The 15459-nt window shown below is 28.2% G+C and carries 7 protein-coding genes; all 7 read left to right on the forward strand.

Annotated features, from left to right (window positions below; all coding sequences use genetic code 11):
• The first annotated feature begins 55 nt into the window (after positions 1 to 55).
• The 7 genes from MBORA_RS06955 to MBORA_RS06985 all read left to right on the forward strand — a co-directional run bounded on the left by MBORA_RS06955 (position 56) and on the right by MBORA_RS06985 (position 15438).
• Positions 56 to 1702: a hypothetical protein gene (locus MBORA_RS06955; RefSeq protein ID WP_063720443.1), complete on the forward strand. Its 1647-nt coding sequence runs from the start codon at positions 56 to 58 to the stop codon at positions 1700 to 1702.
• A 147-nt stretch (positions 1703 to 1849) separates the two neighbouring features.
• Positions 1850 to 2920 carry a Ni-sirohydrochlorin a,c-diamide reductive cyclase catalytic subunit gene (gene cfbD, locus MBORA_RS06960; RefSeq protein WP_042691978.1) on the forward strand — a complete coding sequence of 357 codons (1071 nt, stop codon included), beginning with the start codon at positions 1850 to 1852 and terminating at the stop codon, positions 2918 to 2920.
• Positions 2917 to 3516 (forward strand): imidazole glycerol phosphate synthase subunit HisH, encoded by a 600-nt coding sequence (gene hisH / locus MBORA_RS06965; protein ID WP_042691975.1) that lies wholly within the window; start codon positions 2917 to 2919, stop codon positions 3514 to 3516. The genes cfbD and hisH overlap by 4 nt, the downstream gene beginning before the upstream one ends.
• A 1-nt stretch (position 3517) precedes the next feature.
• Entirely contained in the window at positions 3518 to 4882 is a 1365-nt protein-coding gene (locus MBORA_RS06970; RefSeq protein WP_063720444.1) for an AIR synthase-related protein, read from the forward strand.
• Between the two features lie 553 nt (positions 4883 to 5435).
• On the forward strand, positions 5436 to 7148 hold the full coding sequence (locus MBORA_RS06975; protein ID WP_042691972.1) for a right-handed parallel beta-helix repeat-containing protein: 1713 nt from the start codon (positions 5436 to 5438) through the stop codon (positions 7146 to 7148).
• 63 nt (positions 7149 to 7211) lie between these two features.
• Complete coding sequence (locus MBORA_RS06980) at positions 7212 to 9710, forward strand: Ig-like domain-containing protein (RefSeq protein WP_042691968.1); 2499 nt, start codon at positions 7212 to 7214, stop codon at positions 9708 to 9710.
• Between the two features lie 130 nt (positions 9711 to 9840).
• Complete coding sequence (locus tag MBORA_RS06985; RefSeq protein ID WP_063720445.1) at positions 9841 to 15438, forward strand: outer membrane protein assembly factor BamB family protein; 5598 nt, start codon at positions 9841 to 9843, stop codon at positions 15436 to 15438.
• Positions 15439 to 15459: the final 21 nt, after the last annotated feature.

Genomic DNA, 15459 nt, shown 5'->3' on the forward strand with positions numbered 1-15459 from the left:
TTAATAAAGAAAAATAAAAAAATTGTTTAAAAAAGAAATTATATGGCGGTTAAATATGAATGATGAATTTGTGTTTCATAATAATAATAGCAAATTATTGGACAATTTTTTAAATAATGATTATCCCGAAATTTCAAAAGCAATAAAAAAAGAAGGTTATAATCTTGATTTTTTAGAATATGATTTTTTTCATGAAATCCACTTTGAAAATCATATTGTTGGTTTTATAACCTTAAAGAAATTTCCATTAGTTGATAATCAATTTTCAATTATGGATGCTTATATTATTCCAGAATACCGGGGCAATAATCTACTTTTTGAAACATTATCTTTTTTGTTAACATTTGATAATTTTGAGTTTTATCCACGAAAACCAACAAAGGCATTTATTAAGGTGTTATTAAAAAATGATTTTGCATTTGAGTTGGCTTCTAATTTTGTTGTGAGTTATTTTAAATTCATTGTGGATGTTAATAGTGAAATTTATAAAAATCCTAAAATTAAACGTTTTTACAAAAAACCAGATATTCTATTTCCATATAAAGCTAATCTTTTTGATATGGATTTATGTAGTGTGATGTTTAGAGATCCTGTATTAGAACTTGTTAAGTATGGTGATTTTTTTGCTTTAACTGAACCTCGCAAATTCGATTTTAAGAGATATAAATGCCGTAAAAAACTTAAACGTGTTAGTGAAAAGTATATTGATGAAAAATTCTCAATATGGGAAAATAACGGCGATGAAATAGATAATTTTATTCAAAGAAAGAATGATGAAATTGCCGAACAGTTCCTTGTCGAGAATATGATTGGAAATGAATATGAACTAAGGGATGATTTCATCCAACAATTAGAGAAATTTAATTTAAGTATTGATGATGGTTTTAAAATAAGAAAACATATTGTCAATAAATTAGAATCAGGTGAGCTAAACGAAAAATCTCATTATCAAAGATTATTATATTTACTAAGTCATTTCGAGGTCATCGATAAAGAAATTACGGAGTTTGATGAATCTGTTGAGGAGTGTCCTTTTTGTGGAAATTATATTCCTGATTTTGTAAGATCTTGTCGTGTATGCGGTTTACATATAAGAGAAATTGATTTTGAACAACATGCAGTAAATAAATTAAATGAATCTATGGAAGAATTAGTCAGGGGTTTTTCCGATTATCTTGAATCTAATGTTTTCAATGATGTTATTCCTATTGAAAACAGAGATGATGAATTAATGGAGTTAGAATACTTTTTCAATGATAATATGATAGATTATGATTTCGATGAATTTTTAGCTTTTTATAATTCTTGTAATGAAGATCTTAGCATTGAAGAAATTAAAGACTTGTTTGTTGATGATAAATTAAATAATTCATTAGGTACTAAAGAAGAATTTAATACTTATTTCACATATTTACTTCATCATTTCTATTATAATGAACGCATAGGTAAATATGATGATGCGTTTATTAAGTTAGTGCAAATGGCCATACTGGCTTCAAATAAAGCTAAAAATAAAAATGAAATTTTAGAATCAACCCCTCATTCAATTGATGTTTTTTTCGCTATTGAAGATATGGAATATCTTAATTATTCATTTGATGTTTCTAAATTATTTGATGATGCTGTAAATACTTTTAAAATTAAAAAATATAATAAAAATCATGATAAAATTTTAAATGAATTAAAAGAAATTTTTGATTAAGAGCTTTCTCAACAATTTAGATTTTTGATATTTTTTCTTATTTTATTTATTTTAATTGTCTTGTCATGTTTTGGCAGTTTTTTGCTTTGTAAATGTATAATTTTATTAACAAAGAATTTTAAATGTTTATCTTATAGGTGAAGAAATATGCATCCACGACCAAGTCCAATTGCAGCATCTCTTTATACTTTAAGAGACATGAATGTAGAGGTCATTGTCATGCATGGACCAACCGGCTGTTGTTTTAGAACTGCTAGGCTTTTAGAAAGTGATGGTGTGCGTGTACTGACTACTGGAATGTCTGAAAACGATTTTATTTTAGGTGCTGGTGAAAAATTAGAAAAAACTTTAATTGAAGCTTATGAAATGTTTAAACCAAAGCTAATGGGTATTGTCGGGACCTGTGCAAGCATGATAATCGGTGAAGATTTAAAGGAAGCCATAGCTAACGCTGACTTAGATTGCACAGTAATCCCTGTAGAATCTCATGGAGGATCTGGTGAAGGCGACAATACTGTGGGGGCAATTATGGTTTTAGATGCTGCTGCTGAATGTGGTGTAATTGAAAGAAGTGAAGCGGACAGGCAAATCGAAATGCTTGAAAAGGCAACCGAAATAGAAAAAACCCGTGGAATGGCTCAAGGCAAATACATTAAACCTAACTTCGGTGATTCAAAAGAAGAGGTTGCAAAAATACTTGTGAATGCCTTAAAAGATAATAAAAAAGTAGCTTTTGTGTTAAATGTTAAAAAAGAAACTTCTTATTTATTTGCAGACATTATTAATTTTGATTACAGGGAGATTAATCCAGACAATAAACCTTTAGTTGTAGCTAATTTAGATGAGAATATTGGTCTTGAGAGAATCAGACAACATGCAACTAATATTAAAAAAGAACTTCCATGCGATATAGATTATATTACTGGAGGACTGGATGAATATCCAATTACTGGCAAGATAGCTAGCGAATACTTAAAAGATAAAGATTTAGATTTAATAGTTGTATTTGGTGTTCCACATTCATTTCCTATTGAAGAATTTGAAACAGAATCAATTGCCATTACTGATGGGCCACGTTTAGTAGAGCCACTGCGAGAACTTGGATACACACATGTTGTTGCAGAATTGGATGCTCACTCAAAAACATTAGGAACAGATGAAATAGTATTTTCAGACTTTGGATTAATGATTAGATCAGCTATTGGATGGTTAAAATGATAACGATTATTGATTATAAAAGTGGAAATTTAAAAAGTATTTCAAACGGATTTAAAAAGATTGGTTCTAAGTATCAAATAACTAACGACATTGAAATAATAGCAAATAGTGATTATTTAGTTTTACCTGGTGTTGGAGCATTTGGAAGTGCAATGAAAAATCTTGAAAGTTTTCGTGATGTCATATGTGAACATGTAAATGATGATAAACCATTTTTAGGAGTGTGTTTAGGTCAACAAGTCTTAATGAGTGAAAGTGCCGAAAGTCCTAATATTAAAGGCCTAGATTTATTTAAAGGAAGTGTTGAATACTTACCACAAGGATTAAAAGTTCCACATATGGGATGGAATAAAGTAAATGTTTGTAATGATTCACCAATATTAAAAGGTATTGATAAAGAGTATTTTTACTTTGTTCATTCCTATCATGCTGTTCCAACAGATGATGATATAATAGCAGGAGTATGCAATTATGGAGGAGAAATTGTAGCTTCTCTAAGTCGCAATAATTTATTTTCAACACAATTTCATCCAGAAAAAAGTGGAATAGCAGGTCTTAAAATTTTAAAAAATTTTGTAAATTTGGAGTTAGAATAAAATGGATATAGAAGGGTTTGTAAGAAAAAGAATTGATGATTATTCATATGATGATTTAGCTAATCTTTTAGCTATGCACATAAGGGACTATAAAGATATTAATGAGGACAATTCTTATGAAATGGCAAAAGCCGTAATTGATGAGGTTTCAACAACTTTAAAACTAAAATATAGTGATGATGAATTTTTACGTGAAATCATTGAAGTTCCAAACTCTGGTGTAGAAATGGGTAAAATGGGTGTTGGTTCACGTGGAGCAGGAGACTTTTTTGTACATAGAAGAATTGCAGATATTGTATCATCTACAAACACAGCATCATTAGTTAATCCGTCAGAGCAAGATGATGGAGGGGTTATAAAAGCAAAAGCTAAAAATGATGAAGTTTATATTACAACAGCAGTAGACGGAATACACTCTCGTTTAAGTGAATATCCATTTTTAGGAGGTTTTCATGTAACTAGAGCAACTTTAAGAGATGTTTGTGTAATGGGGGCAGACCCAGTAGCTATTTTAAGTGATGTTCACCTAGCAGATGATGGAGATGTTAGTAAAATTTTTGACTTTACGGCAGGAGTTGCAGCAGTTTCTGAGCTAGTAAATGTTCCAATAGTTGCAGGAAGTACCTTAAGAGTGGGGGGGGACATGGTTTTAGGAGATAGATTTGTTTCAGCTGTTGGAAGTGTAGGAGTTTCAAATTATCCTCCAACTGCAAGAAAAGGAGCAACAAATGGCGATGTAATTTTACTAACAGAAGGATCTGGTGGAGGAACAATAACAACAACAGCACTTTATAATGGATTTTTCGATGTTATATGGGATACAATGAACGTTAACTTTGTTCAAGCATCACATGCGCTATTTGAGAATGACCTTGTAAAAGACATTCATGCAATGACGGATGTAACAAATGGAGGACTACGTGGTGACGCTCATGAAATATCAAATACAACAGGGGTTGGATTAGAATTCGATGAAGAAGAAATTCGCAAAATGGTAGCTCCAAATGTATTAAGCATGCTTGAAACCTTAAATATAGATCATTTAGGTGTTTCAACAGATTCTTTAATGTTAATAGTTCCTGAAGACATTGTTGGGGATGTTAAAAAAGCCGTTAGTAGCTATGATGTAGCTATTGGTGAAATTGGTTCAGTAAACAATTCAGGAGAAGCAATTTTAAATAAAGAAGATGGTAGTAGTGAAAAATTAGTGCCGCTATTTAGGGAAGCTGCTTATACTAAAATAAAAAAGCTAGTAGGTGATACAACTCCCGAGGACTTTGAAGCTATGAAACAAAAAGTCCAGAAAGCTTGCGATGATGCAATATCTAAAAAAGAAAAAGTAATTAACTATATACATGAAAATTAATTATCTTTTAAATTTTCCATAGGAAAAACTGTTATATTATAATTTTTAGCTAATTTATATTCGATAAATTAGTTAAATACCTATTTAATTAGCATATTTTATAAAATATAGAATTAATAATAAATAATTGCTGACTTGGGACTATGTTTTTTCATTTAAATTATATTAAATTCTAAAAAATATATTTTTAAGCTATCTTTTATGATTATATTAATAAAATACAATGAAAATAATAGTGTATTTTTAAAATTTTAATCTTTATTTATTCATTCATTGGATAGTAGCACTGAAATAATTTATATGAATTTTAGAAAATATTTTTTTATATTCAATGCATTTATATATGATAAAAATATAATGCTAATTAAATAAAATTTAACAGAATTTTATTAAATTTTTTTTTAATAAAAAATTTGATTTTGTTAGTTTTATTTAAATCAGCATGATTTTCATGAAAACTAGTTCAATTTGACTCTTAAGATCATATAATTTAGAGGATTAAGTTCAAATTAGCTTTTATTTTAGTAAATCATGTATTAAATGAGGTATTGCAATGAAATACAAAAGAAAAATCTTGTTTGGTGTATTGATTATCATGTTAATCTGTTGCATCACTACTGTTAGTGCAACAAATGCTGATAATAATCAATCATTGGAAGAAAGTGATGTCATTGAAGTTGATAATGTAGATGATACACTTGAAACTGTTGAAATAGAGGATTTGGAAGTTGAAAGAACTGGTGTAAATAATGGATATAATATAAGTGCAATGTACACTGTAACTAATACTACATATGGTAATTTCTTTAAGCCAGATGGAAGCTTAGATGTTGGTTCACAGTGTGGTGCTTTAAGATTTAGTGGTTCATTTATAGATATTCCTTTTAAAAACTTTGTGATTAATAGGAATATAGGATTATATTTTTCAAATGATGCTGTATTCCAAAATACTGGTTTTAAATTAACTGCCCAGGGTTTATCTATTAGTGGTGCTAAATTTACTGGAGATAATTGGGCTGGTAATGGTGCAGTAATTTATATTAACGGTGAAAATGTTAAGGTAAAAAATCTATTTATAAATGTCACTGCTCCTGATGGTGTTGATTTTCATGGGATTGATGTTTTAAATTCTAGTAATGTAAAGTTATTAAATAATACAATTATTTATAATGTTCCATATGCTAACTCTAACTGTTATAATTATGTAATTCGGGTTAAGGATAGTCAAAATGCAGAAGTTGCAAATAATAATATAACTGCTTATTTGCCTCTTAAGGATGTTAATTTTAACGTTCCGGGCATTACTTTTCCAAACATTGCAACAGATCTTGTTGCGAGCGCAGCTATACAATCATCCAACGGTTTGAACTTTACTAACAATGTGATGCGTATAAATGTATCCTGCAGGGCAGGAAGCTATCCGACTTTAGATTCTGTTATTATTGTTGATTCAAATAATTCATATATTGGTCATAATGACATTGTTGAAATTGATAAAGTTACTCAACATAACCAAGCTAACTATTTGTATGCTGTAGATGTGTATAAATGTTATAATATTGTAATTGATGCTAATAAAATTAGACTTAATAGTGATGGTGGAGGATTTATTGTTAATAATGGTACTGGAGCAGCATATGGTGTTCAACTTACTGGTCCACACACAGGTGTAGTTATTTCTAATAACAACATTACCACTGTTAATAATGGTCCTAATCTTGGTATTTATTCCCAAAATTACTATGGAAATACTAGTTTAACTATTGTTGGCAATAATATTGATGTTACAGGTTCTGCAGGAACTGATTCATGGTCATTAGTATCTGGCATGGAATTGCAGGATACTTATGCTAATGTAACTGGTAACACTATTCTTGTTAATAATGTTGCAGGTTATAATCCGTCATTCAATGCATTTGGAGTTAGTTACGCTCAATGGACTTTTGGAAATCATACCTATGATATATACAATAATAATATTCTTGTTAAAAATGGAACATATGCGGTTTATTTAATGAGTGCAGTTAATACTAATGTGCATTATAATGCTTTAAAAACTATTAACTCTGCTGGTACTGTTAACTGTGGTGATGCTGCAGTATATATTGGTAGTGGAAGTAGTAATAGTGTTAGTAATAATTATTGCCGAGACATTATAAACACTATTTCATCTTCTTTCATAGATTTAAAAATACCCTTTGCGAATATTTATAAATCTGGTTCTTATTTAGGAAATTTTCAAAAAATAGGAGTTATAAGAAGTTAATTATGTAAAACTATTGGGAGTTTAAAACTCTCATTTTTTTATTTTTTTAGGAGGACTTTAAATATGACGTTTAAAAAAATTTTTCTTTTAATTTTAATTTTTACAATTTTACTTTCGTTTAATGCAGTCAATGCTTTGGAAGATATTAACTCTTCTGATACAGTTGATCAATCAATAGATTTATCAATAGATGATGAAAACATTAATGTTGAGGATAATTCATATGATGAAGATACTGTATTAAATGCAGCTGATGGTGATGTTTTAAAAGACGGATCAAATACTTCTTCTGAAGAAAATTCTCAACATGTTGTTTATGTTGGACCAAATACAGAGGATGGTAACGGATCTTATGATAATCCTTTTAAAACATTAAAGATAGCTGTTCAAAAGACTGAGAATGTTGAAAAGAATTTAACAATCAAGTTTTTTGAAGGAACTCATATTATAGAAAATACAGCGTTTTGGTCTTATACTAATGTAATTATGGAGCCAGTTAGTGGTGAAGTAATTTTAAAACCAAAACCTCATAATAGTGTTGAGTTAACATTTGATGGATGGTATTGGAAAATAAATAATTTAATTTTTGATGCTTCAGACTTAACTGGTAGTTATTATAGGTTAACTGGAACTTCTACGGGAGGTGAGATTTATAATTGTACTTTTAGGGGCTTTAATAAAAACCCAATTTTGTATTGGTTAAGAAGTTTGGAATCTAGTCTTATAGTTTCGAATTGTAAATTCATTGATATTGATAATCCAACAGGATATATTTTAGAATCATTCGGAGGACAATTTAAATATTGTATTTTTTCAGCTAATTGTTCCAGATTTATAAGTACATTCTCTAAAAATGTAACTTTGGAGGATGTTTGGTTAGGTTCTAATACTATTCCATCTTCTTTTAATATTACAGATGATCTATCTTTTTATCCTATTCCAATTTATTTTCATAACTGTTCATTAATTATCAATAGGCATGCGATATTTTCTATTTCTGAGAATTATATTAATGATACTGCTTATGAGATTGTTGGTAAATTGATGTGGAATGATAGTACAAGTGATGGTATTGATCAGTTAGGTCCTATGAATGTTACTTTATCTTCAACTACTGGTGAATTGCCAGATACTGCTGTTTTCAAAAATGGTACTTTCAGAGTAATTTATAGAAGTAATTCTAAAGACCATACAGTCACTGCTAAGTTAGACTTTGAAGAATTGGAATTGAATTTTGAAACAGCAGATATTGATGTGAGTGTTGAAGATATTCTTATTGGACAATATGCTAATATTACTGTGACTTTACCTGATAATTCAAATGGTATAGTTAACGTAGTGGTTAATAATAAAACTTATACAGTGAATGTTACAGACTCATCTTCTGTTAATATTACTGTTGATGAGATTTTAAATGAAGGAGAATACACTGTATATGCCACATTTAAAGATGAAGTAAATCAGGTTTATGGTGAAGCTTCAACTAATTTCACAGTATCCAAAATTGAAGATTATCAAATAAATATTATAGCTCCAAGTGAAGCTAAAGTTGGAGATGATGTTATTATAACAATTAATCTTCCAATTGATGCAACAGGAAACCTAACAATCCAAGTAAATGATGATAAAGAAAATTTAACAATTGTAAATGGTACTGCTTGTTTAAGCTTAACTCTTTTAAAAGGGGGAAACTATTCAGTCATCGTTAACTATGTGGGTAATGATAAATATGATGCTAATGAAAACAGCACTAGTTTTACAGTATCTAAACTTGAAACAAACAATACTGATGAGGTATTAAATATTACTACTCCAAGTGATGTGTCTAGTCCTAGTTTCAGCATTAAATTGCCTGCTGATGCAACTGGTAATTTAACTGTAACCGTGGATGGTAAAAATTACACCCAAGCACTTGTTAATGGTAGTGCTACTGTAAATGTTCCTGCATTATCAGCTGGAAATCATAATATAGTAATTACCTATTCTGGTGATGATAAATATGCTCCAATAATTAAAAACACTACTATAAACATTCCTAAACCTAAACTAGCAGCTAATGATGTTACAATATACTACAATAGTGGATATAAATATAAGATTCGTGTAACATTAAATGGTGTGGCTGTTAAGGGTAAAAAAGTAACAATTAAATTCAACAAAAAAACCTACACCCTTACAACTGATAAAAATGGATATGCAATCTTAAAAATTGATGCAAAACCAGGAAAATACACTATAACTGTAACGTACAACAAAGTCAAAGTAACTAAAAAAGTTACTGTAAAAAGTATTGTTTCAGCTAAAAATTTAAAAGTTAAAAAATCAGCAAAAACACTTAAAATTATAATATCTTTGAAAAATGTAAACAAAAAATACTTAAAAGACAAATTAACTTTAAAATTTAATGGCAAAACATACAAAGCGAAAATCAACAAAAAAGGTGTAGCAACATTTATTATTAAGAAAAATGTTCTTAAAAAGTTAAAAGTTGGTAAAAAATACACTTACAAGGTATCTTACCTAAAAGATAGTGTAAATAAAAAAATTACAGTTAAAAAATAGAGATTAAATTTTCTCTATTTTTTTTTTATTTTTTATCTAATAGGGGGGGGGGGTGCGACAAAATACATTTTTTTTTATAATTGGACTTTTGCCAAACACTCTTTTTTTAAAAATTTTTGGAGGTAAAATCATGAAAAAGTATTTTATTTTTATATTATTGATCGGTATATTGCTTTTAGGAGTTAACTTTGTATCTGCAAATGAAATCGATAATATAAATCTAACTTCAGATGATTCATCTGATTTAGAAGTTACTAGTTTTGATAATTCTAATGAATTACAAAGTTCTAAATCGGAAGAAATAATAGTTAATAATTGGGATGAGCTTCAATATTATGCATCACAGACAGATAAAGATTACATTGTAAAGTTGAAGGAAAATACTAATTTTTACCCTACTGATGCTTCTGATTCTAATTGTCAAATCAGGGTTATGAATAATTTTACTATTTTAGGCAGTTCTGGTGCATATATTGGTGATAATTCATCAAATCCTAGAGCAATTAAATATACTGCAATTATTGTCCAAGATAATGTTAAAGCAGGATTAATAATTAATGATGTTGAGTTTAAATGGATTAAAACATATCACTCCCCTGATGCAATATTTCTCCAAATGGGAGGTAAATTTAATAATACTATAGCTAATTGTTCATTTCATAATATTAATACGGACTTAGGTCATTCTTGTATTGTATATTTAAAAAAAGGTTTTGCAACTTTAGATAACTGTACTTTTATTAATTGTACAACCGATTTTGGATGCGTCAGTATTTTTGAACGTTATCATTTCAAATCTGCACACATGTTTGTGAAAAATTGTTATTTTGAAAACAATTATGCAAGAATGGAACCTGGATGTATTAATAACTGTGCACTTTTAACAGTTTCTAATACTACATTTTATAAAAATAGGGCACGTGTATGGGCAGGAGCAATACATACTCATGGAGGAGCTAATACTACTATTTACGATTCTAATTTTACAGATAATGTAGCAGGTTGGAATGGTGGAGCTTTGTATACATATAGTTACTTACAAATCTACAATACAATATTTGAAGGTAATAATTGTACTACCAATAATGGTGGAGGAGCAATTGGAGCTTGTTATTATGAATCAGCTCCTCATATTTATGTTGAAAATTCTTTATTTAAAAACAATGAAAATCTTTGTTGGGCTCTTGATAATTTATCCACAACTGGAACTGGTCGTGGAGGGGCTATTTCTATAATGGATAGAGGTTCAATTGCGGTTATAAATACAACTTTTATTTCAAATGCTGCTTCAATAGGTACAGCTATTTGTGCATTAGATCCTGGTGGAGATTGGGGATCTCCTAATGTTATAATTACTGGAAATAAATTTATTAATCATACAAGAAGTGGAGATGTTTTGGTTATTAGATTAGGCGAATCTGAAGGAATCATTCAGGATAATTATTATTTAGGTAATTCGATTGAGTTTTCAAAATTAGATTTAAAATTAGAAAATGTTAATGTTAGCCAAGCCTCTTTTAAAATCGATACAAAACTATCTAATCCAAAATATTATGATTCTGATATTTTAGATAAAACACTTTATGATGTTTATGTGAATGATAATTACGTTAAAACAGTAAATTCAAAAAAATTTACTTTAGATTTCGGTGATTTAGATATTTTTAATGTTTATGTTATTCCAACTATATCTAATCAAAAATCAAATAATTTAACTGTAATTAGTACTCGTGAATATATTTTTGTTTCAAAAGGAATGGGAAATGATGCTAATAATGGATTATCAAGAAAGTCTCCAGTTCATTCCATTAAAAAAGCAATAGAGCTTGCTCAAAATTGTAAAAATATTTTAATCATGGATGGTGAATTTTGTGAAGAGAATCTTCAAGTAAATTATGACTTGACAATAAAAGGTGAAGGAAATGCTAAATTTATAGGTAGTCTTTCAAACACTATGTTCAACATAAATTCTTGTAATTTTACTCTTAAAAATATGAATATTATAAATTTAACAGGGAGTTCCTTTATTAAGCAAAATCAAGGAAATTTAATTATTTCTGGATGTGTTTTTACAGCTAATTCATTATCTAAAATTATTGATTCATCTTCTGTTGAAATATCTAACTCTATAATTAACAATAATAATGCAGTTATTATCTATAATAATGGCTTTGCAACAATTAAAAATTCAATTTTAATCAATAATACTAAAGTTATTGATGGAAATACAGAGAATATTAATCTTAATTATAATTGGTGGGGTAATACCTTAGATAATTTAACCAAGCCAAATAATCTAAAAATGGATAACTGGTTAATTTTAAATATTACTTCCAATTTCAATTCCCTTGAACAAAATCATGTTGCTTTAGTTCAGTTTGGTTTTAATTTAATTAATGGAGATAAATATGTGGATTTACCTAAATTTGATTTAGAAATTATTTCTGTCAATGGAAATGTTAATAAAAACATCACAGACTGTTACTCTCATGTTACTTACACATTAACAGAATTATCTGATGGATCTTTAAAGGCTATTTACAATGGAATTTCATATATTGTTAATTTTAAATTTTTAAAGTCTGACCCGAATCTTTCGGTTAAGAGTGAAAATGTTATGTATGGTGATAATTTAACTGTTCGTGTAACTCTTCCAAATGATGCTAGTGGTAATTTGACTGTTATTATTGGAAATATTACTCAAACAAGGGTAATTGAAAATGCCAATACAATATTTATTTTTGAAAATATAACAGCAGGTAATTATCCAGTTACTGTTAACTATAGTGGGAATAAAAAGTATTTATCTCAAACAAAATCAACTTCTGTAGGGGTATCTAAATATGAATCATCTACTAAAATTTTAATTGGTGAATTTGAAGTTGGAGGAGATATAGTTTTAACTATTACAACTAATAGTGATGCTACAGGTAATGTGACTATTTCAATCAATGGTGTAATTGAAACTATTGAATTAGAAGATGCTAAAGCAATACATATCATGAAAAATGTAACTAGAGGAGATTATATAATCAAAGCCCTTTATAATGGTAATGATAAATATTTAATTAGTGAAGATACTTATAAACTTGAAGTAGATAATTTAAATTCAACCATGAATGCAATAATTGATAATATTACTTATGGTGAAGTGGTTACAATTCAAATTACTTTAAATGATAATGCTACAGGGAATGTAAGTGCTACTGTTGATGGAATAACAAATACTTCTAAGGTTCTAAATGGTAAAGCCACAATAACTCTTGTAGATGTTGATGCAGGAATTAAAAATGTTGTTATATTTTATACAGGTGATGATACTTACTTTAATAAAACAATAATTGTTAATTCTACAATAAATAAGGCTAATTTATCATTTAATATTTCATCTATTGATATTAGAATAGGACAAGATGCTATTATTTATATTAAAGTTCCTCAAAAAGTAAAGGGAACATTTGATATTAACGGAAAAACAATAAATATCCCGATATCTGGAGAAATAGAACATAAAATTGAAGATTTAGACATTGGTGAATATACATTTGTTGCAACATATTATGGTAATAATTATTTAACAGTTTCTAATTCCACTACATTTACAGTATCTGAATATCCTATTCCACAATGGTCAAATGAAGGTTCTAATACCAATAATGATGGAAAATCAATCTATGATAGTGAAATTAACGGCAATCTATTGTGGAATCACACGATTAATGGCGAAATTGTTGGTAGTTTATTAATTGATAGTGAAGGCAATATTTATGTAGCAACAAAATCTGGAATTTATTCTTTTAGAAATAATGGAACTCAAAGATGGTCTTTCTCACAAAATAATCTTTATGGTAATTTTTCAGGTATTGCTATTGGTCGTGATGTTATAATTTCACCAAAATCTGGAGATACATTATACTTTATAAATCAAACAACTGGTGAAAGGTATGGAAGTTCTAATATTTATCAAGGATCTAGTTTATTTTCACCAATTATTGATTATAATTCAAATTTATACATTGTTAGTGAATACCAAGTTTCATCAAATAATTATAATCTTGTTATAGTTCCATATAAAGCTTGGAAATATGGTGGACAAATTAAAATTGTTGATTTAGGTAATTCAGCACCTATAGCCTCACCAACACTAAATGATGAAATTATCGTTGTTTTATCAGAAAATAATCTTAGAGTAATTAATGCTAAAACTTTGAAAACTATCTTTATCAAAAATGGAAATTATGCTAAAGTAAGGCCAATTGTTGGTGATGGAAATATAATCTATGCAATACATGAAGATTCTATTGTTGCTTATACTGTTTCTGGTAGTAGAATATGGAAAACTAAAATAACTGGTGGTGTTGGAGACGTTTTAGTTTTGAATTCAGAAAAAGGATTGTATTCAGTTAATTCCAAAGGTAATTTATACAAATATGATTTAGTTAACGGTAATGAATCTTTAATTTGTGATTTAAATATAACATCTGGAGTTTTAGTTGATAATGGTGGAAAATTGTATTTTGCAGCTGGTGAAATATTCTATGGAATGGATAGTAAGGGCAATATATTGTGGAAGTCTAATTTAAAATCTAAAATAGTCGGAAATCCAATAATGAACGCTGATGGAGTGATTTATGTAACTTCTGAGGATAATAAGATTTTTGCACTAAATACTGCTGAATTAATTAATCCTAATTTATCAGTTAATGTTGAAAATATTGTTGTTGGCGATGATGCAGTAATCATGATTACTTTAAATAGTCAAGCAACAGGCAATATATCAATAAAAATTGGCGAAAACACTTATATTGGCATTGTTAAAAATGGATTGTTTATAAAAAGGATTTCTAATTTAGTTCATGGAGACTATTCTGTAAATGTTACATATAATGGAGATATGAGATTTAATAATGTTAGTAAATTAGCTACTTTTAAGGTTATGGATATTCCAACAATCACTGTTGATAAGGTGATTCAATCAGATGCTAGTTTATTGTTTATTATTACCTTACCTATTGATGCTACAGGTAATTTAACTCTAAATATTGATAGTAAAAACTACACTGCAATACTTGTTAATGGCAGTGCTTATGTAAAGGTTTCACAATTATCTTTTGGAGAACATGACATGATTGTTAGTTATTCTGGGGATAATAAATATGATTTCATTGTTAAACATACAATAGTAAATGTTCCAATGCCTAAACTAGTTGCAAAAGATATTGTAATGTTGTACAGTAGTGGAGATAAGTATAAAGTTAGATTAACTCAAGGAAATGTTGCGTTAGTTGGAAAAACAATAACATTCATAATTAATGGTAAAAAAACACTGGTTAAAACTGATAAAAATGGTTATGCATTATTTAAAATAAATCTGAAACCAAATTCTAAAAAATACACAATTTCTACAATCTACAATGGAATTAAGAAATATAATAAAATAACTGTAAAAAGCATTGTAGTTGCTAAAAATTTAAAAGTTAAAAAATCAGCTAAAACACTTAAAATTAAAGTATCTTTGAAAAAAGTAAATAAAAAATACTTAAAAGCCAAAAAAATTACTTTAAAATTTAATGGCAAAACATACAATGCAAAAACCAGTAAAAATGGAGTAGTAACTTTTAGTATTAAGAAAAATGTTCTTAAAAAGTTAAAGGTTGGTAAAAAATACACCTACAAAGTATCTTACCTAAAAGACAGCATAAGTAAAAAAATCACAGTTGAAAAATAAGGTTATTAAGGAATTATTAAT

The sequence above is a fragment of the Methanobrevibacter oralis genome, from assembly GCF_001639275.1.
Lineage (GTDB): Archaea > Methanobacteriota > Methanobacteria > Methanobacteriales > Methanobacteriaceae > Methanocatella > Methanocatella oralis.

Bases quoted from the DNA above. Each gene is read 5' to 3' on its own strand.
- MBORA_RS06955 (WP_063720443.1), top strand. From the start codon at position 56: ATGAATGATGAATTTGTGTTTCATAATAATAATAGCAAATTATTGGAC.
- cfbD (WP_042691978.1), top strand. From the start codon at position 1,850: ATGCATCCACGACCAAGTCCAATTGCAGCATCTCTTTATACTTTAAGA.
- hisH (WP_042691975.1), top strand. From the start codon at position 2,917: ATGATAACGATTATTGATTATAAAAGTGGAAATTTAAAAAGTATTTCA.
- MBORA_RS06970 (WP_063720444.1), top strand. From the start codon at position 3,518: ATGGATATAGAAGGGTTTGTAAGAAAAAGAATTGATGATTATTCATAT.
- MBORA_RS06975 (WP_042691972.1), top strand. From the start codon at position 5,436: ATGAAATACAAAAGAAAAATCTTGTTTGGTGTATTGATTATCATGTTA.
- MBORA_RS06980 (WP_042691968.1), top strand. From the start codon at position 7,212: ATGACGTTTAAAAAAATTTTTCTTTTAATTTTAATTTTTACAATTTTA.
- MBORA_RS06985 (WP_063720445.1), top strand. From the start codon at position 9,841: ATGAAAAAGTATTTTATTTTTATATTATTGATCGGTATATTGCTTTTA.